An 18,449-nucleotide genomic window follows, 5' to 3' on the forward strand; every position below is an offset into this window, starting at 1 on the left:
AACGCGGGCATACGCCAAATGTGAAATGGCACGTCGCCCTGCGTGCCGACGCCCGTCATCCCGGCGAAAGTCGGGACCCCGCGACTTCCCTCCGTCGCATCCGAATCGGCCCTTCCAGAGCCAATGGGTCCCGGCCTGCGCCGGGACGATGGCGGGACGTGCGGCGCTGGACTCAGGTGGACAGATGCTCGATGGCCGCCACCGCGCGGAAGCGGTCGGCCAGGCGCTTGAGCAGGGCCAGGCGGTTGGCGCGCACGGCCGGATCGTCGGCGTTGACCATCACGCTGTCGAAGAACGCGTCCACCTGCGGTCGCAGGCGGGCGAGGTGGTTCAGTACGGTGACGTAGTCGTGGTGGTGCAGGGCTTCGTCGGTCTCGCCGAGCACGGCTTCCACCGCTTCGGCCAGCGCGCTTTCGGCCGGGTCGCTGAGCAGCGCGCGGTCCACGGCATGCGGAATGGCGATGTCGGCCTTCTTCAGGATGTTGCCGATGCGCTTGTTCGCCGCGGCCAGCGCCTCGGCCTCCTGCAACGTGGCGAACGTGCCGATGGCATCCAGGCGCGTGTCGAAGTCGTACAGCGAGGCTGGCTTCAGTTCGGCGACCGCGTTGAAGTGCGCGGCAGGCACGCCCTTGTCGGCGTAGTAGCCGCGCAGGCGGTCGAGGATGAAGTCGTAGAGATCCAGACCCATGGTTTCCGTGTTGCGGTCCGCATGAGGCTGTACGGCACCCGGAAGCAGCTCGATGGCTTTGTAGATCAACTGCCGTACATCGAGATTGAACCCACTCTCGATCACCGTCCTCGCCAATCCCAGCGCATTACGCCGCAGCGCGAACGGGTCCTTGTTGCCCGTCGGCTTCAGGCCCGCGGCGAAACCGCCAGCGAGCGTATCCAGTCGCTCGGCGATGGCGAGCACCTTGCCCAGCGGCGACAGCGCGATGTCGTCGCCGGCGAAGCGCGGCTGGTAGGCCTCGTCGATGGCCAGCGCGATCTCCTTCGGCTCGCCTGCGGCGAGGGCGTAATGGCGCCCGGCGATGCCCTGCAGTTCGGGGAACTCGTTGACCATGCGCGACTGCAGGTCGTTCTTCGCCAGCTCGGCGGCCCGGCGTGCCTGGGCGGGATCGGCGCCGACCTGTGCGGCAATGGCTTCTGCCAGCGCGGCCACGCGCGCGACCTTGTCGGCGACGCTGCCCAGCTTGGCCTGGTAGGTGACGGTCTTCAGACCGTCGCCCATCGACACCAAGCCCTGCTTCAGGTCCTCGTCGAAGAAGAACTTGGCGTCGGAGAAGCGCGGACGGATCACGCGCTCGTAGCCCTTGCGCACTTCATCGACGTTCTGCGACTCGATGTTGGCGATGCCGACGAAATGCTCGGTTAGCTTGCCGCCATCGCTGAGCACCGGGAAGAACTTCTGGTTGATCTCCATCGTCTCGATCAGCGCTTCCTGCGGCACGGCCAGGAAGGCGGATTCGAAACTGCACAGCACCGCCGCCGGCCACTCGGTCAGACAGACCACCTGCTCCAGATTGTCGTCGGTGATGCGCGCGCTGCCACCGGCCTGTGCGGCCGCTTTCTCGACTTCGGCGACGATGCGCGCGCGGCGGGCGTCGGGATCGACCAGTACCTTCGCGCCCTGCAGGGCCATCACGTAATCGCCTGGGTCGTTGATCCACACCGGCTTGTCGTGTTCGAAGCGATGGCCGCGGCTCATGCGGTCGGACGTCACGCCCAGCACCTGGGCCGGCACCACGTCCTTGCCCAGCAGCAGCACCAGCCAGTGCACGGGGCGCGCGAACGCATACTCGTGCGCACCCCAGCGCATCGGCTTGGGGATCGGCATGCCGGCCAGCGCCTCGCGCACGATGTCGGCCAGCAGGTCGGCGGTCTTGGCGCCCGGCTTCACCGCACGGTGGACGAAGCGCTCGCCCTTCCCGTCGGTGGTGCGTTCCAGCGCCGTCCAGTCGATCCCCGCTTTCGCAGCGAAGCCTTCCAGCGCCTTGGTCGGCGCGCCGTTCGCGTCCAGCGCGATGTTGAGGTACGGCCCCAGCACTTCGGACTTCTGTTCCGGCTGCTCCACATCCACGGCCGGCAGCAGCACCGCCAGGCGGCGCGGCGTGTACAGCGGTTTGGCATCGCCACGCTCGAAGCCGATGCCGCGCTTCTCCAATGCGGTGATCACGCCATCGAAGAAGGCCTGCGCCAGGCCGGGCAATGCCTTGACCGGCAGTTCTTCAGTGCCGAGTTCGACCAGCAGGGATTTTTGTTCGCTCATGTGCATGCAACCTTGAGTTGTTCCCTTCTCCCTTCGGGAGAAGGTGCCCGAAGGGCGGATGAGGGGCGAACGGAGTCATGACGGTCAAACCATCGGAACTCCATCGCCCCTCTCCTCAACCCCTCTCTCCCACAGGGACTTCCTGCGGTCGCCGAGGGGAGAGGGGCTCTATGCGTTGTCTTTCTTCAATCCCGGGAAGCCCAGCTTCTCGCGCTGCGCGTAGTACGCCTCGGCCACCGCCTGCGCCAGCTTGCGCACGCGCAGGATGTAGCGCTGGCGTTCGGTCACGGAGATCGCGCGGCGCGCGTCCAGCAGGTTGAAGCTGTGGCTGGCCTTGCAGACCTGCTCGTAGGCGGGCAGCGGCAGGCCGACGTCGACCAGCTTCAATGCTTCCTTCTCGCAGGCGTCGAAGCGGTGGAACAGTTCCTCCACGTCGGCATGCTCGAAGTTGTACGTGCTCTGTTCCACCTCGTTCTGGTGGTACACGTCGCCGTACTTCACCACGCCCTGCGGGCCGACGGTCCAGACCAGGTCATAGACGTTGTCGACGTTCTGCAGGTACATGCAGAGGCGTTCCAGGCCGTAGGTGATTTCGCCCAGCACGGGACGGCACTCCAGGCCACCGGCCTGCTGGAAATAGGTGAACTGGGTGACTTCCATGCCGTTGAGCCAGACCTCCCAGCCCAGGCCCCAGGCGCCGAGGGTCGGCGATTCCCAGTTGTCCTCGACGAAGCGCAGGTCGTGCACGCGCGGGTCGATGCCCAGCGCCTTCAGCGACCCCAGGTACAGTTCCTGGATGTTGTCGGGGTTGGGCTTCATCACCACCTGGTACTGGTAGTACCGCTGCAGGCGGTTGGGATTTTCGCCGTAGCGGCCGTCGGTGGGGCGGCGGCTGGGTTGCACGTAAGCGGCATTCCACGGCTCCGGACCCAGCGCGCGCAGGAAGGTGGCCGGATGGAACGTGCCGGCACCCACTTCCAGGTCCAGCGGCTGGATCAGGACGCAGCCCTGATCGGCCCAGTACTGGTTCAGCGTCTGGATCAGACCCTGGAAGGTTACCGGTGAAATTGTGTGTCCGGCCATGGCGTTATCGTGCACTGCGGAAAAGCGGGCTAGTATACGGGCAAGCCCTTATTCCGCCGATGTTTGCCGCCGTGGATGCCCGCGTGAAAGCCCCGTTCCTCATCGTCGAAACCGGCCAGCCGGTGCGCTCGATGCGGCGCTATGGTGGCTTCCCCCACTGGATCCGCGTGGCGGCCGGCCTGGAGGCCGGCGAGACGGTGGTGGCGAACGTGGAGCGCGGCGATGCGCTGCCGGGACGCGAGGGGTTCGCCGGCGTCATCGTCAGCGGCTCAGCCGCGATGGTCACCGACCGCGCGGACTGGAGCGAGCGCAGCGCCGAATGGCTGCGCGAGGCGGCCCACGAGGGCCTGCCGCTGCTGGGCATCTGCTACGGCCACCAGTTGCTGGCGCATGCGCTGGGGGGCGAGGTGGCGTACAACCCGGCCGGGCGCGAATCGGGCACCGTCCACATCGACCTGCACCCGCCCGCCCAGGACGACCCCCTGTTCTCGGCGCTGCCGCTGAAGTTCACCGCCCACGCCACCCACGTGCAGACGGTGGCCCGGCCGCCGGAGGGTGCCACGGTGCTGGCGCGCTCGGCGCAGGACGACTGCCATGCCTTCCGCTGGCGCGACCGCGCCTGGGGCGTGCAGTTCCACCCCGAATTCGCCACCCATCACATGCGCGGCTACGTGCATGCCCGCGCCGAGCACCTGCGCAGCGAGGGGCACTGCCCCGGCACCATCGCCCGCAACGTGACGGCGGCGCCGCAAGCCCGCAAACTATTGCGGCGGTTCGTCCGCCACGCGCGTGGACTGCACGCGCGCTGATCCACCGCTGCACCCTCCCCAGAGAATCCCGATGTCGACGATCAACAAGGTGCCGGCCAGTGCCGGCGCGGAATGGCTGCTGGCGGGCTTCGCCCTGCTGAAGCGCGCGCCGGTGCCGCTGGCCACGCTGTCCGTGCTGTGGGGATTGCTCTCCATGGGCGTGATGCTGGTCGCGGTGACGCTGCCTGCCATGACGTTGGCCATGCAGTTCCTGCTGGTGCTGGCGGGGCCGTTGTTCTTCGCCGGTATGCTGTGGGCGGTCCGCGAGGTCGATGAGGGTCGCCCCGCGACGCCGTCCAACCTGCTGCAACCCGTGCGCGACGGCCATGCGCCTGCGCTGCTGGCCACGCTGCTGCCGCAGCTGCTGGCGGCCCTGGTGATGGGCGCGCTGCTGTTCGTCATGGTGGGCACCGAACAGCTGCAGCGCCTGGCGGATGTCTACCAGCAGATGCAGGCCATCGCGGCGGCCGGCGGACAGCCGGACCCTTCGCTGGTGGAAGGCCTGCCGGCCGGACGCCTGCTGCTGTGGCTGTTGCTGGTGGCGGTGGTGTTCGTGGCGGTGAAGTGGATGACCTTCATCGCCTCGCCGCAGATCCTGTTCTCGAACACGCACGTGGTCCATGCCATGCGCAACAGCCTGCGCGCGTGCGCCCACAACTGGACCGCGATGCTGGTGTTCTACCTGCTGGCGGGCATCGCGATCTTCGCCGTCGGCATGGGATCGCTGCTGGTGGCGTCGCTGCTGGCGCTGGTGCTGGGGCCGACGCTTGCGATGGGGCTGTGGCAGTTCGTGCTGATGGCGGTCGTCATGCCGGTACTGGCTGGCGCGGCTTACGCGGCGTGGCGGCAGATGCTGGGTGGAAGCCCGGTGTCGGGTGCATCGGCGGCGCCGACCCGCATTGAAGTCTGAGCCGTCTGTATCGCGATAGGGCGGGCCACGGTCCGCTTGCGGAACCGACAGGGAATCAAGCGGTAGTTCCCGCTGCGGGAGCGCGCTGCCGCGTGCGCAGCGTCCTGTGCGCTCAGGCGCTGTCGGGGCGCGGGCGCGGCTTCAACCATCCCGCCGCCACGATACCCAACTCGTACAGCAGACACATCGGGATGGCGAGCATCAGTTGCGAGACCACGTCCGGCGGCGTGATCAGTGCGGCCACCACGAACACGCCGACGATGGCGTAGCCGCGGCCTTCGCGCAGCTGCTGCGGGGTCACCCAGCCCAGCAACACCATGATCACCAGCGCCACCGGCAGCTCGAAGCTGACGCCGAAGGCCAGGAAGATCACCATCACGAAGTCCAGGTACTTCGCCGGGTCCGGCGCCAGCGTCACGATGTCCGGCGTGAACACGGTCAGCGCATGGAACACGCTGGGCAGCACCAGGAAGTAGGCGAACGCGCAGCCGGCGTAGAACAGCACGATCGCCGAGACCAGCAGCGGCATGGCCAGCCGCTTCTCGTGCCTGTACAGGCCGGGCGCGACGAAGCTCCAGGCCTGGAACAGCAGCCAGGGCGACGACAGGAAAAGGGCGAGGAAGAACGCCAGCTTGATCGGCGCGAAGAAGCCCGAGGTCGGGTCGCTGGCGATCATCTGGGTGGCCTGGCCCGCAGGCAGCTGGGAGATCAGCGGTCGGGCGAGGTGGTCGTATAACTGGCGCACGAACGGCAACAGCGCCAGCAGGATCAGCCCGGTGCCCGCCAGTCCGCGGACCAGCCGCGTGCGCAGCTCCAGCAGGTGCTCCATCAGGCTGCTTTCGGCATCCTGCCCCGGCGCCTCGCGGTTCATCGCGGCTCCTTCGGCGGGAACAGGTCCGCGGTCGTGCCGACATCGGACGCGTGCGCGTCATCCGTCGTTGCCTCATCGTGCGCGTCGGTGGTCGTCGACGCCGGGCGGCCTTCCTCTTCGATCGCCGGCGCCGGATCGGGCGAGGCGACCGGCGGCCTGGCGAGCGCGGGCGGCGTGATCGCGGACTCGACGTCCTCGCGCAGGGCCTTGGCATCGTCGCGCACCGCCTGGCGCACGTCCTCGAACTGGCGTTCGGTCTCGCGCGCACTGTCGCGGATGCGCTGCTCGGTGTCGCGCAGGGCGTCCTGGGCGTCCTTGAGGTTGCGCTTGAGTTCTTCGGAAGCGAGCTCGCGTTCCAGTTCGTCCTTGACCGAGTACCACTGCGCGCGCGCGCGTCGCACCCACAGCCCGGCGAACCGCGCCGCCTTGGGCAGGCGTTCGGGGCCCAGCACGATCAACGCGACGACCGCGATGACCAGCAGTTCACTGAAACCGATGTCGAACATGGTCGCGGCGGGAGCCCCGCCGGATCAGCGGGCGTCGCGGTCGCGCTCTTTGGAGGCGCTGGTTTCGTCGCTGCGGGACTGGTCGTCCAGCTGGCCGGCCGGCTTGTCGTCGCGCATGCCTTCCTTGAAGCCCTTCACGGCCTCGCCGAGATCCTTGCCGGCGCTGCGCAGGCGCTTGGTGCCGAAGACCAGCAGCACGACCACCAGCACGATGATCCAATGCCAGATGCTCAAACCGCCCATGGTGTGCTCGCAGGAAAAGTTAGGGCGCTCAGGATAGCGCAGGCGGGGGGTGAGGATGACGCCCGCGCCCCATGACTTCCGTTATGGCGTGCCGTCCAGCGGCTCGGTGCGTACTTCGCCGTCCTGCACCGGCTCGAAGCCCTGCGTCTGCGCGGGCGCCTCCACCACCACCGGCGCCACCGCGGGTGCCGGTGCCTGCGTGGTGGCGGACGGTGCGCCGCCGCCGGTGCCGCGGTTGCCGCGGGCCAGCTCGGTGACTTCCTCCAGCTGGTCCCGGAAGCCGACCACGGCATCGGACGGTTGGCCGGCGCGGCTCTCGAAGATGGCGCGCGGGGTGGCCGCGCTGCCGTAGACGGCCGTGTTGGCCTCGTCATCGATCTGCAGCACAGCGCCGTCCAGGGCCACGCCCGCGAACAGGCCGCGCGCACGCGACCACGACCAGATCTCGGCCTTCAGCTGGCCGTCGGTGGCCGCGCTGGCGTTGCGGCCCACCGGCCCCGCGGCCACGCCGGCGTCGGCACCCAGGGTGACCTTGCCGTTGACGATGGAATCCAGCGACCGGTCGTTGCGGAACACCAGCACCACGTCCGAGGACTGCACGCCGGCCTGGAAGCCGATGCTGCCACCGGTGAGTTTGACGAAGACCGGCTGCGACCAGCTGCCGTCGGGGTTCTTCACCGACATCAGGCCGTGGCCGCGGCGACCGCCGATCACCAGCCCGGCCTTCAGGGTGTCGGGGATGACGATGATCGCCTTGCCTTCGTCCAGCAGTTTGTCGGGGATGCCGTTCTCGGGGATGCGCTGGATCTCGTTGAGCACGCGTACCGCGTTGGTGGCGCGCGCGTCCTCCTTCGGCCCCGCGATGGCCTGGCCGGCGAACAGGGCGGCGGCCAGCGCGAGCGCAGTGGGCGTCAGCAGGCGGCGGGAGGTGCGGTTCATGGCGGGCTCCGTAAGCGATATGGCAGCAACACGCTGCAAGCGATTGAAAGTAGGCGGGCACGGATGAATCAGTGCTGACGCCAGCGGGTGTCGCGACGAGGGAGGTCTTCAGGTCGTGCGGTCGGTCCGCTCTGCCACAATACGCGGATGACCGACACATCCTCCACCGCCCTGCTGATCGTCAATCTGGGAACGCCCGAAGCGCCGACGCCACGCGCGGTCAGGCGTTATCTGGCCGAATTCCTGCACGACCACCGCGTAGTGCAGCTGACGCGCTGGCTGTGGTGCCCGCTGCTGCACTTCATCATCCTGCCGCTGCGTGGCCCGAAGGCCGCCGCCAAGTACGCCAGCATCTGGATGCCGGAAGGTTCGCCGCTGGCGGTCTACACGCGGCGGCTGGCCGGGGCGGTGCAGGCCCGCCTGCCCGGATGGCGCGTGCAGGACGCCATGCGCTACGGCCAGCCTTCCATCGGCGCGCGCCTGCAGGCCTGGCGGGCCGAAGGCGTGCGTAAGGTGGTGGTGCTGCCGCTCTATCCGCAGTACTCGACCACGACCACCGAGTCGGTGCGCGATGTGGTGACGCGCGAGGCCCGCGGCCTGGACGTGCGGTTCATCGAGGACTATCCGGTCGATCCCGGCTGGGTCGCGGCGGTGGTCGAATCGATTCGCTCCTGGCGTGCGGAACACGGAGCGGGTGAGCACCTGTTGTTCTCCTACCACGGGCTGCCGCAGCGGCTGGCGCGCAACGGCGACCCCTACCCGCAGCGCTGCGAAGCCAGCACGCGGGCCATCGTGCAGGCGTTGGGTCTGCGCGATGGCGAGTGGACGCTGACCTACCAGTCGCGCTTCGGCAAGGAACGCTGGCTGGAACCCGCCACGGACGCCACGCTGCAGGCCATGGCCGCGCGCGGCGTGCGGCGGGTCGACGTGGTCTGCCCCGGCTTCGCGGTCGATTGCCTGGAGACGCTGGAAGAGATCGCGATGCAGAACGCCGAGCTGTTCCATGCCGCCGGCGGTGAGGCGCTGCGCTACATCCCATGCCTCAACGACGCGCCCGCGCATGCCGACGCGCTGGCTGCGCTGGCGCGCCGGGTCGCAGACGAAGCGGCATGACGTTGCGCGAATTCGAGGTCGATATCCCGCTCGGGCGCATCACCGGCCTGCGCGCGGGCCACGACGGTCCGCGCGTGCTGGCGCTGCACGGCTGGTTGGACAATGCGGCCAGCTTCGTACCGTTGGCCGACCATCTTGCGGGTATCCAGCTGGTCGCCCCAGACCTGCCGGGTCATGGCCGCAGCGCGCATCTGGCGCCGGGCGCCGAATACACCAGCGGCGTAGCGGTGAACGCGGTGCTGGACATCGCCGATGCGCTGGGCTGGGAGACCTTCTCCCTGCTCGGTCATTCGATGGGGGCCGGCATCGCCAGCCTGATGGCGGCCGCCGTGCCGCACCGCGTGCAGCGGCTGGTCGTGATCGAGGCGCTGGGCGGGCTGGCCGAAACGGTCGAACGCACGGCGGACCGGTGGCGCGAAGCCATCGCCGCGGCGCGCGCGCTGCCGGGCAAACGGTTGCGGGTGTTCGCCGATCTGGCCGCGCCGGTGCGGGCGCGCATGCAGGCCAACCAGTTGAGCGAAGCAGCTGCACGGCTGCTGGTCGAGCGGGGCGTGCGGCCGGTCGAGGGCGGCTTCGTGTGGAGCAGCGACCCGCGCCTGACCCTGCCCACGCCGCAGCGCCTGGACGAGGCGCAGCTGGCGGCCCTGGTGGCCGGCATCGGCTGCCCGACGACCGTGGTCTACGCCGATCCGCCGCAGCCGTATTTTCCGGAGCCGCTGCGCAGCCGGCGGGCGAGTCTGCTGCCGGACGGTCGGCTGCACGTCGTCGCCGGCACCCACCACCTCCACATGGAGGACCCGGCCCGCGTCGCGATGTTGATAGGCCCGTTCCTGCGGGCCTGATCAGTCCTGCCGGGCGTGGTGGAAATCCAGCGCCAGGCGAATGTCGCCCTTGCGGATGGGGGCGGTACTGCGCCACCAGGCCGTGGTGGCGGCATCCAGCTCGCTGTCCTGCTGCGCCAGGCGCCGCAGCAGGGCGATGTCCTCAGCGCTGGCGAGCTGTTCGTCGGGTAGATGGTAGTGATCCAGCGGCATCCGCGCGGCCACGGGCGTGCGGGTGACCCGTGCCAGCAGGGCCACCATGGTCACGGCCAGCAGAGCGTATCCGGCGGCGAGGATGGCAATGGAGCCCTGCGTGCTGCCGGACCACGCCAGGGCGCCGGCGGCGAACAGGGCCAATGCCAGCCACCGTGCGGGCCGGTCGAACCGCTGGATCTGGCTGGCCGCCCGTCGGCGCTCCCGCGCCCGCTCATTGGCCTCCTCCACGGACAGGCCCTTGCGGCTCATCAGCGCGCGACGCGCGGCGACCATGGCCGCCGTTTCCTCGTGGGGCGACGCATACAGGGAGAACGCTTTCAGCGAGCGGACGACGGACGGGGCCGAAGCGGCGGGCAAAGGGGCTGACGGAGCGCGGGCGCGCAGGGAAGGGGGCATGGCGGCGTCGATCGGTGAAAGAGACCCCAGGCCGCGCCTGCGATCCCTACTGGCGCGCCCTGGGGCTTGCCAGGAGAAATCGTGATGTTCGTCTCATTCCGGACAGGGCCGGACGATGCGGGGAGAGGCCCGGTCAGTCCTCGGCCAGCAGGCCGCGCAGGCGGGCTTTCAGCCGGCGTCCTTCGGCGTGGAACCAGGCGCGCTCGTCGCGCCAGGCCGGGAAGCGGGCCTCGACTTCATGCCAGAACGCCGGCGAGTGGTTGGCCTGCAGCAGATGGCACAGCTCGTGGACCAGCACGTACTCGAACGCCGAAGACCGGCCCAGGACCAGCGCGAGGTCCAGGGTCAGCGTGCCATCCGGCGCCAGCGAGCCCCATTGGGAGGACATCACTTTCAGCCGGATCTGGCGTGGCGCGCGGGGCAGCCCCGCGAGATAGCCGGGCAGCCAACGGCCGATGTCGGTACGTGCCTCGGCTTCGTAGAACGCGCGCAGTGTCCGTCGCAGCGATGCAGCGCTCGCGCGTGCGGGCAGGTCGATGTGGATGCCGTCGTCCTGCCGCGCGATGCGGGCGAAGCGGCCTTCGTGCCAGTGCAGCGGGAGGTGCTCGCCACGCAGCGGCAGGTGCGTGGCCACGCCCGGAACGAGCGCCACGATGTCCTCGTCCGGCGCATGACGCGCGAGCTGTTGGGTCAGCCAGTCGCGGTGCTGGTGCAGGAAACGATCCCCAGCGACCAGGCTGGCGCGCCAGGGCAGCGTGAGTCGCGCGCCGCGCTCGTCGACGCTCAGCTTCAGCCGCTTGGCGCGCGGGTCGCGGACGCGCTGCACCTCCAGCCGGCGGCCATCGTCCAGTTCCAGCGCCACGGTGTCCCGTTCGACGCTGCGGGGCGCGCGGGCGATCAGGCGATGGAACACGGACGGCATGCGCGCATCATAGCCGCGGCACCCGGCGGGTGACTCAATCGGCCTTGCTGAGCTTCAGCGCGTGCTCCAGCACCAGGAACAGTCGCTTCAGTTCGCCGGCCATCAGGGCGAAGCGGGCGTCGAGTTCGGCGCGCAGGTCGTCGTGCTCGGTGTTCTCCAGCTGGTCGACCGCGCCGTCGAGGAACTTCAGCTTGCGCACGATCAGGTCCTCGCCGAGGACGAACGACACGTGGTCGTCCAGCACCAGCGCGAGCTTGGTGACCTGCTTGCCGGCCTCCAGGTGCTTGGCGATCTCGTCGCTCTGCAGTTCCTGGTTCTGGCATTTGACCACCGCACCGCCTTCCATCGCGTCCTTCAGCTCGCATTCCTCGCCCAGCGACAGGCCTTCGGGCAGCGGTTCGCCGGCGATCCAGCCGGTCAGCACGCTGCGCGGCGCGACTTCGGCATTGAGCGGCAGCGCAGGGAAGCTGCCCAGCGCGCGGCGCACTTCCGAGACCACGTTCTCGCCGGTCTTGCGCGAGGACGCATCGACGGCGATGAAGCCGTGCTCCAGGTCGATCAGTGCATCGGTACGCGAGGGCTTCACGAACGCGCGCGGCAGCAGCTCGTGCAGCAGGTCGTCCTTCAGCCGCTTGCGGGTCTTGCCGCCGGGCTTGCGGCCTTCCTTCTCCTCGATCTCCTGCAGCTTCTTCTGCAGCAGGTCGTTGACCACGGCGCCGGGCAGGATCTTGTCCTCGCCGCCCACGCTCAACCAGATCGCATCGTTGATGCGATGGGACAGCGCCTGTTCGCCACGGCCGAACGGCGAAATGAAGCCGCGCGAAGACAGCTCCAGCGGGCCGACGGGCTTGAGCGCGGCCTCGGGGAGGAGTTCATCGAGCTGGGAAAAATCGAGGGAGGTGGGGAAGCGGAACAGCGTGAGATTGCGAAAGAACATTGAAGAGCCGGAAGTGGGGAATGGAGAGTGGGGAATCGAAGCGGCAGGAGCAAAGGCGTGGCGAGGGAACGAAGCGCGTCGGCTACGACGATTCCCCGTTCTCCAGTCCCGATTCCCCACCTGCCAGCCACGCATGCGCGTCGGGAAGCGCCGCGCCCTCGCGATGGCCGAGCGAGAGGAAATCGAACAGCTTCGGGTCGGACAGCTGCGAGGGGCGGATGTCGCCCAGCGCGCGCGCGATGGTCTCGATGCGGCCGGGAGACTCGCGCTCCCAGGCGTCCATCATCTTCTTGACCTGCTTGCGCTGCAGGTTCTCCTGGCTGCCGCACAGGTTGCAGGGAATGATCGGGAACGCCTTCGCTTCCGCGTACTGCGCGATGTCGTCCTCGCGCACATAGGCCAGCGGGCGGATCACCACATGCTTGCCGTTGTCGGACAGCAGCTTGGGCGGCATGCCGGAGAGCTTGGCGTGGAAGAACATGTTCAGGAAGAACGTGGCCACGAGGTCGTCGCGGTGGTGGCCCAACGCGATCTTGGTGAAGCCGTTCTCCTCGGCGTAGCTGTACAACGCACCGCGGCGCAGGCGCGAGCACAGCGAGCACATGGTCTTGCCTTCCGGAATGACCCGGCTGACCACCGAATAGGTGTCCTGCTCGATGATGTGGAACGGCACGCCGACGCGGGCCAGGTATTCCGGCAGCACGTGTTCGGGGAAATCCGGCTGCTTCTGATCCAGGTTCACCGCCACCAGATCGAAGCGGACCGGCGCCTTCTTCTGCAGCTGCAGCAGGATGTCCAGCATCGTGTAGCTGTCCTTGCCGCCGGACAGGCACACCATCACCTTGTCGCCTTCCTCGATCATGCCGAAGTCGGCGATCGCCTGGCCCACTTGCCGGCGCAGGCGCTTGGCCAGCTTGCCCTGCTCGTGCGCGCTGCGGCGCGGATCGGCGGCCGGACGGCGCAGGACGGGGTCGGGCAGGGGCAGGACGGTACTCATGGCCGTCATTGTACCGGGGTGCGGTGACGGCCTTGCCGCGGGCGGTGTACGCTCGCCGGGTGGACGCCGACCCTGCCGACATCGCCGAGAAGATCGCCGCGCTGCGGCTGGAGCACCGCGATCTGGATGCGACCATCGCGCGCCTGGCCGGCGACACCGAGGCCGACGAACTGGCGGTCAAGCGCCTGAAGAAGCGCAAGCTGTGGCTGAAGGACTGCATCGCGCGGCTGGAAAGCGCGCTGATCCCGGACGAGCCCGCCTGACCGGTTCCCCGGGATCACGGTGCCGCGCCACGGTCGGCCGAATCTGACGCGGGGCGTCACCTCAGTCGGCGCAGCCCCGGCCCCTTCCCGACGACGAGGGAGCCAACTCCCTGAAACATGCGGGGCGAGCGGCGCCTGCTTGCGCCCTGCCCTGGTTTCGCCGAGTTGGCCCGATGCTTGCTTCAGTCCCGGGTGTGGGGGTTTCCCCGACGACCCGACCGCATGCCGTCCTGCCGGCGCCGCGGTCCCCAACGACGAGCCATGCGCGCTGTGCGCCGTGGCGAGGGAGCGGCATGCAGCAGGACACACCCTTCAATCCCCGCATGGAACCGCGCCTGCGCGATGCGCTGGCGGCTGCGGGCTCTGCAGACCAAGCGACGGCGGGCATGGGGCTGCGCATGCGGCGCATCGCGCCCGGCGACCCGCTGGGCGACGTGCCGCGCCTGCGCCGTGAGGTGTACTTCCACGAGCAGGGCCAGTTCGGTGACCGCAGCAAGCGTGTCACCGACGGCCTGGATGCCTGCGGCACCACGCTGGCGGTGGAGAAGGGCGCGCAGGCGGTCGCCACGCTGCGCCTGCACGACTTTTCGCCGCTGGCGGTGCAGGTGGAGTACGGCAGCCTGTTCCAGATCGACGCCTTCGCGCGGACCTGGCCGTTGGCCCAGGTGGCGGTGGGCACGCGGTTCGCGGTGCAGGCCGACCAGCGCAGCAAACCGGTCGTCGATCGGCTGATGGAAGAAGCCTATCGCTGGGCGCAGGAGTCGCGGATCCAGTTCTGTCTGCTGGCCTGCGAGCCGTTCCTGCACGGCGTGTTCGAGCACTACGGCTTCCGCGAGTACCTGCCGCCTGCGATCCTGCCGGGCGGCGTGGACCTGCTTCGCATGGTGCTGGTGCTGGACGACGAGCCGCACCTGTCCGAGTGCGGTTCGCCACTGCTGCACCTGGTCCGCGACCCGGTGCGCGCGATGCCCGCCAAGGCGTGGCTGACACGCAGCTTCAACGTGGCCGGCTGAGGCTCAGTCCTGCGCGGGCGGCAGTTCCGCCGGGCGCGCGGCCTCCGGGCTGACTTTCTCGATGGTGTGGCGCAGTTCGCGCCCCAGGATGGCCTTGGCGTCGCGCGCCCAGGCGTCCAGGCGTTCGTCGAACACCAGCTTGCTGTTCTCGTCCGGCCAGACCAGCTTCAGTTCGCGCAGCTTCTGGATGAAGCCGCGGAACAGCGTCTTGTCGAAGAATTCCGGCGCGGCCGGCGCGTACAGCAGGCTGAGGCGCTGTGCGGCCTGCTGGCACAGGCTCTCCAGTTCGGCCGCGCCCAGCGTACCCGGGCCGTTCTTCACCAGTACCGAGATGGCGATGTAATAGCGCTCGAAGGCCTGCTGCAGCGAATGGCCGATCGCGCGCAGGCGGAACACTTCGTCGGTCTGCCCCGCGCTGCGCGCCAGGATGCCGCCGTCGTCCTCGTTGACCTGCTGCAACAGGCCTTCGCGGACGAACACCTCGATGGTGCGCTCCATGCGCTCGGCGAATTCGTCCTCGCTCCACGGCAGGAACAGCTCGGCCTGCAGGAAGGGATACAGCGTGCGCCCCAGCCGCAGCACGCCGGCACGGCTCATGCGGCGGTTGTTCTGGAAGCAGCAGGCGATCCACGACGACGCCGTGAACAGGTGCAGCACGTTGTTGCGGTAGTAGCTCAGCAGGACCGCGGTGTCGTCGTCCACGCTCAGCACATCGCCCAGCGGATGCTTGATCCGCTGCAGCATGTTGATCTCCTCGGCGTGGGAGATGATGCGGTCGGGCGAGTGCGGGGTGACGGTCACGCGGTCGGAGTACGGCAGTTCCGCCAGCAGCGTCTTGGACAGCTCGATCTGCGCGACCAGGTCGGCTTCGCCCATCGCGTGCTTGGGCGTGGACAGCAGCGCCAGCGCCAGCAGGTTGATCGGGTTCACGTCGGCGGCGCGGTTGATGTTGACCTGGATCTGCTGGGCCAGCGCATCGACGATATCGGAGAGCCATGCGGGCTTCTCCTCTTCGCCGACCGGCGCGCCATCCCATTCCGGCGCGTGTTTGGCCAGCGCGTCGTTCAGCGGGATCGGCTCGCCGAAGTTCACCACCACCTGGCCGTAGTTCTGCCGCAGCACCTTGGGGATGCCCCACAGCACGGCCCAGATGGATTCCTTCTCCTTCGGGCGGCCGCTGAGTTCGTCCAGGTAACTGGTGCCTTCCAGCAGCTTTTCGTAGCCGATGTAGACGGGCTGGAACAGCACGGGCTTGCGCGGCTGGCGCAGGAAGGCGCGCACGGTCATCGAGATCATGCCGCCCTTGGGCGGCAGCAGCCGGCCGGTGCGCGAGCGTCCGCCCTCGATGAAGTACTCCAGCGAGTAGCCGCCGGACACCAGCTGCGCCACGTATTCGGTGAACACCGCCGAATACAGCGGGTTGCCGCGGAAGCTGCGACGCATGAAGAACGCACCGCCCTTGCGCAGCAGCGTGCCCACCACCGGCAGGTTGAGGTTGATGCCGGCGGCGATGTGCGGCGGCACGATGCCGCGTTCGTACAGCAGGTACGACAGCAGCAGGTAGTCCATGTGGCTGCGGTGGCAGGGCACGTAGACCACTTCGTGGCCGGGCGCGGCGTCCTTGAACTTGTCCAGGTGGTGGACCAGCACGCCGTCGTAGATCTGGTTCCACACGTGGCTCAGCAGGAAGCTGGCCGAACGCACCACGGGGTTGGAGTAGTCGGCGGCGATCTCCCAGGCGTAGGCGTGGGCCTTCTTCCAGGCGTCCTCGGGCTTGGACTTGTCGCGCCGGGCCTGCTCGGCGATGGCTTCCTTCACCGGCTCGGCGGCCAGCACCTGGTCCACCAGCAGGCGGCGCGTGGACAGGTCGGGGCCGATGACGGCCTCGCGGATGCGGTGGAAGTGCGTGCGCAGCACGCGCGACAGCTTGCGGACGGTGCGTTCGGGTTCCAGCCCTTCATCGACCGTGTCGCGCAGCGAGACCGGCGGCGCGAAGCGCACGATGGTGCCGCGGCCGTTGAGCAGGATGGCCAGCAGGCGGCGGAACCGGCCGACGATGGCCCAGTTCTCCGAGAACAGCACCGAGAACCAGCCGCTCTGCTTGTCCGGCGCGCGACCGACGAAGATCGATACCGGTACCAGCTGCACGTCCAGCGCCGGATTGCCGCGGTGCGCCTGCAGCAGCCGGGCCAGGGAACCGGAATGGGTCTTGGCGCTGACCTGGTCGGGAATCAGCGTGCTGGCGTTGCGGCGCGACAGCGCCACGTAGGCGCGCTTGCGGCCCAGCGGATTGCCGCCCACCGGCAGGGGCACCAGCGGTGAGGGCAGTCCGACATCGCGGCAGGCGCGGTCGAGGATCAGGGCGTTGGACAGGCCGTAGTCTTCCAGCACGTAGCAGACCGGACGGCCATCCAGCAGTCCGCCCGGCGCCTCGGGTTCGATGTTCAGCGCCAGCCACGGATCGGCGACGCGGCCGAGCAGGCGCGCCCACAGCGGCCGCTTGGCCTGGCGGATGGGCGATGGCGGGGCCATCGGGACGCCGGCAGTCGGCGCGGCAGGGTCGTGGTCGGCCGCCGGGGGCGCCGCCGCGTCGGGCGCGGGCGCATCCGTCGTCGCGGGCTTCTGCGCCGGCGTCGGGGGTTTCGGGGCGTCCGGGAACGGCAGGGAATTCTGTTCAGGCATCGGCCGCATTATGGCGCACGCCTGCGACCGGCTGGAAAGCGGCGACCGCGCGCAGCGTCAGCCGCCTGTCCGCTCCCCACGTCTCCAGCGCCGGGGCGCGGGCATTGCGCGTGACAGACATGCAGGGATTCAGCGCCGCCGGTAGGGTTCGCAGCCCACGCCGTCGCCGTCGCGGTCCAGGTGCGGTCCGTAGCCCGGATCGCCGCGTCTTACCGGGGCCGCACCCAAGGCGCGGGCTTCGCTGCAGTTGCGGAAGGCCCGGGCGGGCGCCGTCTCATGCAGGTGCGCCGGCGTGGCGGGGGTGCCTCCAGACGGGGGCAGGGGCGCGACAGGGGCGGCGCTGGCCGGGGTCGCGCTCCGATGGCAGTGGTACTGGCCCGTTTTCCGGTTGGTGTGGCAGCCGTGCCTGTCCAAGCCACCCGGGTGCGCGTTCGCAGTCGCCGCGCCGGCGAGCAGTCCCGCGAGCGCGAGGGACGCCATCGCCGCCTGCGCCGGGCTCCTCATGGCGGGGGTGGGGTGTCGGGTCCGGGGGGCGGCGGTGACAGCGGGGGCTCGGGGACGGCTGCCGCGGCGGCCAGCACCTCATCGGCGTGCCGGAGATAGTCGCTGAGGTACCACCGGCCCTCGCGCCGGGTCAGGCTGACCACGGTGTCGATCTCGCGCTCGCCCAGCGGATAGTGGATGCGCACGGTGGCGGCGTCACCCTTCTGGTCCACCAGGCCCGTGCGCAGGTCGGCGAACGTGGTGTCCAGGGGCAGGCCATAGCGCGCGAACGTCGCTTTCGCCTCGATGAAGAACGGCGTCAGCCGGCGCAGGCTGCCCGCCATGCCGGCCTCGCTCAGTGCCTGCTCGGTGGTCAGCCCGCTGCGGCGCGCGGCGGGCGCCAGCCGCGACAGCGTGGTGCGTGCCAGGGCGGGGTCGCCAAGCGGCGCCTGCTGCGCCCACTCGCCCAGTGCCGCGATCACCTGTGCATAGTGGTCGCGTTCTTCGCGGGTGTAGTCGCCTTCGTTCTTCACGTACTGCACGCCGAACAGGCCCAGCGTGCGCGCGGCTTCCTTCAGGTCGCGGTCCTGCCGCGCGAACTGGCGGTCGAAGCTGCGTTGCAGGGTCTTTTCCGCATTCGGGGCGGCCAGCGCGGCGAGCATCGGCACCAGCTTGTCGTCCAGCGGCAGCTCGGTCAGCGGCCAGCGGCTCTGTCCGGCGCGCCAGGCCGCGTCCAGCCGCGCATGCGTGGCGGGCGGTACGGCGTCGCGGGCGAAGCCTTCCAGGTCGTTGCGCTGCAGGTGGGCGGCCAGCTGGCGCACGGCCGCCGCCGGCTCGCTGGCGGCGCCAGCGAGTTCCTCGGGCACGCGCTTCTTGCAGGCGCCCAGCAGTGCGAGCGGCAGCATGAGGGCGGCCAGCGCACGCACGACGGACGCGGAGGGCTTCGGCTTCATCCAGTGACTCCCCAGTCGCCCCG

General features: G+C 69.4%; 20 protein-coding genes. 6 read left to right on the forward strand and 14 right to left on the reverse strand.

Annotation, left to right across the window (positions count from 1 at the left end; translation table 11 throughout):
- Positions 1-172: 172 nt before the first annotated feature.
- On the reverse strand, positions 173-2,269 hold the full coding sequence (gene glyS / locus V8246_RS05890; RefSeq protein WP_336188370.1) for a glycine--tRNA ligase subunit beta: 2,097 nt from the start codon (positions 2,267-2,269) through the stop codon (positions 173-175).
- Positions 2,270-2,437: 168 nt separating this feature from the next.
- Entirely contained in the window at positions 2,438-3,352 is a 915-nt protein-coding gene (gene glyQ, locus V8246_RS05895; RefSeq protein ID WP_336188371.1) for a glycine--tRNA ligase subunit alpha, read from the reverse strand.
- Between the two features lie 83 nt (positions 3,353-3,435).
- On the opposite strand from glyQ, the gene V8246_RS05900 reads away from it, so the two are divergent.
- On the forward strand, positions 3,436-4,161 hold the full coding sequence (locus V8246_RS05900; RefSeq protein ID WP_284448539.1) for a glutamine amidotransferase: 726 nt from the start codon (positions 3,436-3,438) through the stop codon (positions 4,159-4,161).
- A gap of 31 nt (positions 4,162-4,192) precedes the next feature.
- A complete protein-coding gene (locus V8246_RS05905; protein WP_336188372.1) occupies positions 4,193-5,071 on the forward strand; it encodes a BPSS1780 family membrane protein in 879 nt (292 codons plus the stop codon).
- A gap of 112 nt (positions 5,072-5,183) precedes the next feature.
- Here V8246_RS05905 and tatC read toward each other — a convergent pair whose 3' ends face one another.
- The 4 genes from tatC to V8246_RS05925 form a co-directional block, all read right to left on the reverse strand.
- The gene (tatC, locus tag V8246_RS05910) at positions 5,184-5,942 is read right to left on the reverse strand and encodes a twin-arginine translocase subunit TatC (RefSeq protein WP_162109396.1); all 759 of its coding nucleotides are present in this window, start codon (positions 5,940-5,942) and stop codon (positions 5,184-5,186) included.
- Complete coding sequence (tatB, locus tag V8246_RS05915) at positions 5,939-6,448, reverse strand: Sec-independent protein translocase protein TatB (RefSeq protein WP_336188373.1); 510 nt, start codon at positions 6,446-6,448, stop codon at positions 5,939-5,941. The genes tatC and tatB overlap by 4 nt, the downstream gene beginning before the upstream one ends.
- A 24-nt stretch (positions 6,449-6,472) precedes the next feature.
- A complete protein-coding gene (tatA, locus tag V8246_RS05920; protein WP_162109394.1) occupies positions 6,473-6,691 on the reverse strand; it encodes a Sec-independent protein translocase subunit TatA in 219 nt (72 codons plus the stop codon).
- A gap of 81 nt (positions 6,692-6,772) precedes the next feature.
- On the reverse strand, positions 6,773-7,630 hold the full coding sequence (locus V8246_RS05925; protein ID WP_336188374.1) for a lipid-binding SYLF domain-containing protein: 858 nt from the start codon (positions 7,628-7,630) through the stop codon (positions 6,773-6,775).
- Between the two features lie 147 nt (positions 7,631-7,777).
- Between V8246_RS05925 and hemH the strand changes: the two genes are divergently transcribed.
- The gene (gene hemH / locus V8246_RS05930) at positions 7,778-8,743 is read left to right on the forward strand and encodes a ferrochelatase (RefSeq protein WP_336188375.1); all 966 of its coding nucleotides are present in this window, start codon (positions 7,778-7,780) and stop codon (positions 8,741-8,743) included.
- The gene (locus tag V8246_RS05935; RefSeq protein WP_336188376.1) at positions 8,740-9,585 is read left to right on the forward strand and encodes an alpha/beta hydrolase; all 846 of its coding nucleotides are present in this window, start codon (positions 8,740-8,742) and stop codon (positions 9,583-9,585) included. The genes hemH and V8246_RS05935 overlap by 4 nt, the downstream gene beginning before the upstream one ends.
- Here V8246_RS05935 and V8246_RS05940 read toward each other — a convergent pair whose 3' ends face one another.
- The 4 genes from V8246_RS05940 to ttcA all read right to left on the reverse strand — a co-directional run bounded on the left by V8246_RS05940 (position 9,586) and on the right by ttcA (position 13,041).
- A complete protein-coding gene (locus V8246_RS05940) occupies positions 9,586-10,053 on the reverse strand; it encodes a hypothetical protein (RefSeq protein WP_336188377.1) in 468 nt (155 codons plus the stop codon).
- Positions 10,054-10,309: 256 nt separating this feature from the next.
- The gene (locus V8246_RS05945; RefSeq protein WP_336188378.1) at positions 10,310-11,098 is read right to left on the reverse strand and encodes a SprT family zinc-dependent metalloprotease; all 789 of its coding nucleotides are present in this window, start codon (positions 11,096-11,098) and stop codon (positions 10,310-10,312) included.
- 34 nt (positions 11,099-11,132) lie between these two features.
- Positions 11,133-12,035: a recombination-associated protein RdgC gene (locus V8246_RS05950; RefSeq protein WP_336188379.1), complete on the reverse strand. Its 903-nt coding sequence runs from the start codon at positions 12,033-12,035 to the stop codon at positions 11,133-11,135.
- 82 nt (positions 12,036-12,117) lie between these two features.
- Positions 12,118-13,041, reverse strand: a complete 924-nt coding sequence (gene ttcA, locus V8246_RS05955) for a tRNA 2-thiocytidine(32) synthetase TtcA (protein WP_336188380.1) — start codon at positions 13,039-13,041, stop codon at positions 12,118-12,120.
- Between the two features lie 35 nt (positions 13,042-13,076).
- Between ttcA and V8246_RS05960 the strand changes: the two genes are divergently transcribed.
- Positions 13,077-13,295, forward strand: coding sequence for a YdcH family protein (locus V8246_RS05960; protein ID WP_336189046.1), 219 nt, complete (start codon positions 13,077-13,079; stop codon positions 13,293-13,295).
- 323 nt (positions 13,296-13,618) lie between these two features.
- Entirely contained in the window at positions 13,619-14,308 is a 690-nt protein-coding gene (locus V8246_RS05965; RefSeq protein WP_185894530.1) for a GNAT family N-acyltransferase, read from the forward strand.
- Between the two features lie 3 nt (positions 14,309-14,311).
- Here the strand turns inward: V8246_RS05965 and plsB are convergent, their stop codons facing one another.
- From plsB to V8246_RS05985, 4 genes are read right to left on the reverse strand one after another with little or no spacing between them, the layout of a single operon-like run.
- Positions 14,312-16,999: a glycerol-3-phosphate 1-O-acyltransferase PlsB gene (plsB, locus tag V8246_RS05970; protein WP_336188381.1), complete on the reverse strand. Its 2,688-nt coding sequence runs from the start codon at positions 16,997-16,999 to the stop codon at positions 14,312-14,314.
- A complete protein-coding gene (locus V8246_RS05975) occupies positions 16,983-17,111 on the reverse strand; it encodes a hypothetical protein (protein WP_336188382.1) in 129 nt (42 codons plus the stop codon). Before V8246_RS05975 ends, plsB begins: the two co-directional genes overlap by 17 nt.
- Positions 17,112-17,119: 8 nt before the next feature.
- Positions 17,120-17,494, reverse strand: a complete 375-nt coding sequence (locus tag V8246_RS05980; protein ID WP_336188383.1) for an excalibur calcium-binding domain-containing protein — start codon at positions 17,492-17,494, stop codon at positions 17,120-17,122.
- Positions 17,491-18,426 carry a hypothetical protein gene (locus tag V8246_RS05985; protein ID WP_336188384.1) on the reverse strand — a complete coding sequence of 312 codons (936 nt, stop codon included), beginning with the start codon at positions 18,424-18,426 and terminating at the stop codon, positions 17,491-17,493. The genes V8246_RS05980 and V8246_RS05985 overlap by 4 nt, the downstream gene beginning before the upstream one ends.
- Positions 18,427-18,449: the final 23 nt, after the last annotated feature.

The organism is Pseudoxanthomonas sp. F11, assembly GCF_037046485.1.
Classification (GTDB): domain Bacteria; phylum Pseudomonadota; class Gammaproteobacteria; order Xanthomonadales; family Xanthomonadaceae; genus Pseudoxanthomonas_A.

Coding starts and splice junctions, on each gene's coding strand:
- V8246_RS05945 (WP_336188378.1), bottom strand. CDS start 11,098: ATGCCGTCCGTGTTCCATCGCCTGATCGCCCGCGCGCCCCGCAGCGTC.
- V8246_RS05985 (WP_336188384.1), bottom strand. CDS start 18,426: ATGAAGCCGAAGCCCTCCGCGTCCGTCGTGCGTGCGCTGGCCGCCCTC.
- glyQ (WP_336188371.1), bottom strand. CDS start 3,352: ATGGCCGGACACACAATTTCACCGGTAACCTTCCAGGGTCTGATCCAG.
- V8246_RS05925 (WP_336188374.1), bottom strand. CDS start 7,630: ATGAACCGCACCTCCCGCCGCCTGCTGACGCCCACTGCGCTCGCGCTG.
- V8246_RS05980 (WP_336188383.1), bottom strand. CDS start 17,494: ATGAGGAGCCCGGCGCAGGCGGCGATGGCGTCCCTCGCGCTCGCGGGA.
- V8246_RS05935 (WP_336188376.1), top strand. CDS start 8,740: ATGACGTTGCGCGAATTCGAGGTCGATATCCCGCTCGGGCGCATCACC.
- ttcA (WP_336188380.1), bottom strand. CDS start 13,041: ATGACGGCCATGAGTACCGTCCTGCCCCTGCCCGACCCCGTCCTGCGC.
- V8246_RS05975 (WP_336188382.1), bottom strand. CDS start 17,111: ATGTCTGTCACGCGCAATGCCCGCGCCCCGGCGCTGGAGACGTGGGGA.
- V8246_RS05965 (WP_185894530.1), top strand. CDS start 13,619: ATGGAACCGCGCCTGCGCGATGCGCTGGCGGCTGCGGGCTCTGCAGAC.
- tatC (WP_162109396.1), bottom strand. CDS start 5,942: ATGAACCGCGAGGCGCCGGGGCAGGATGCCGAAAGCAGCCTGATGGAG.
- tatA (WP_162109394.1), bottom strand. CDS start 6,691: ATGGGCGGTTTGAGCATCTGGCATTGGATCATCGTGCTGGTGGTCGTG.
- glyS (WP_336188370.1), bottom strand. CDS start 2,269: ATGAGCGAACAAAAATCCCTGCTGGTCGAACTCGGCACTGAAGAACTG.
- V8246_RS05905 (WP_336188372.1), top strand. CDS start 4,193: ATGTCGACGATCAACAAGGTGCCGGCCAGTGCCGGCGCGGAATGGCTG.
- V8246_RS05940 (WP_336188377.1), bottom strand. CDS start 10,053: ATGGTCGCCGCGCGTCGCGCGCTGATGAGCCGCAAGGGCCTGTCCGTG.
- tatB (WP_336188373.1), bottom strand. CDS start 6,448: ATGTTCGACATCGGTTTCAGTGAACTGCTGGTCATCGCGGTCGTCGCG.
- V8246_RS05950 (WP_336188379.1), bottom strand. CDS start 12,035: ATGTTCTTTCGCAATCTCACGCTGTTCCGCTTCCCCACCTCCCTCGAT.
- hemH (WP_336188375.1), top strand. CDS start 7,778: ATGACCGACACATCCTCCACCGCCCTGCTGATCGTCAATCTGGGAACG.
- plsB (WP_336188381.1), bottom strand. CDS start 16,999: ATGCGGCCGATGCCTGAACAGAATTCCCTGCCGTTCCCGGACGCCCCG.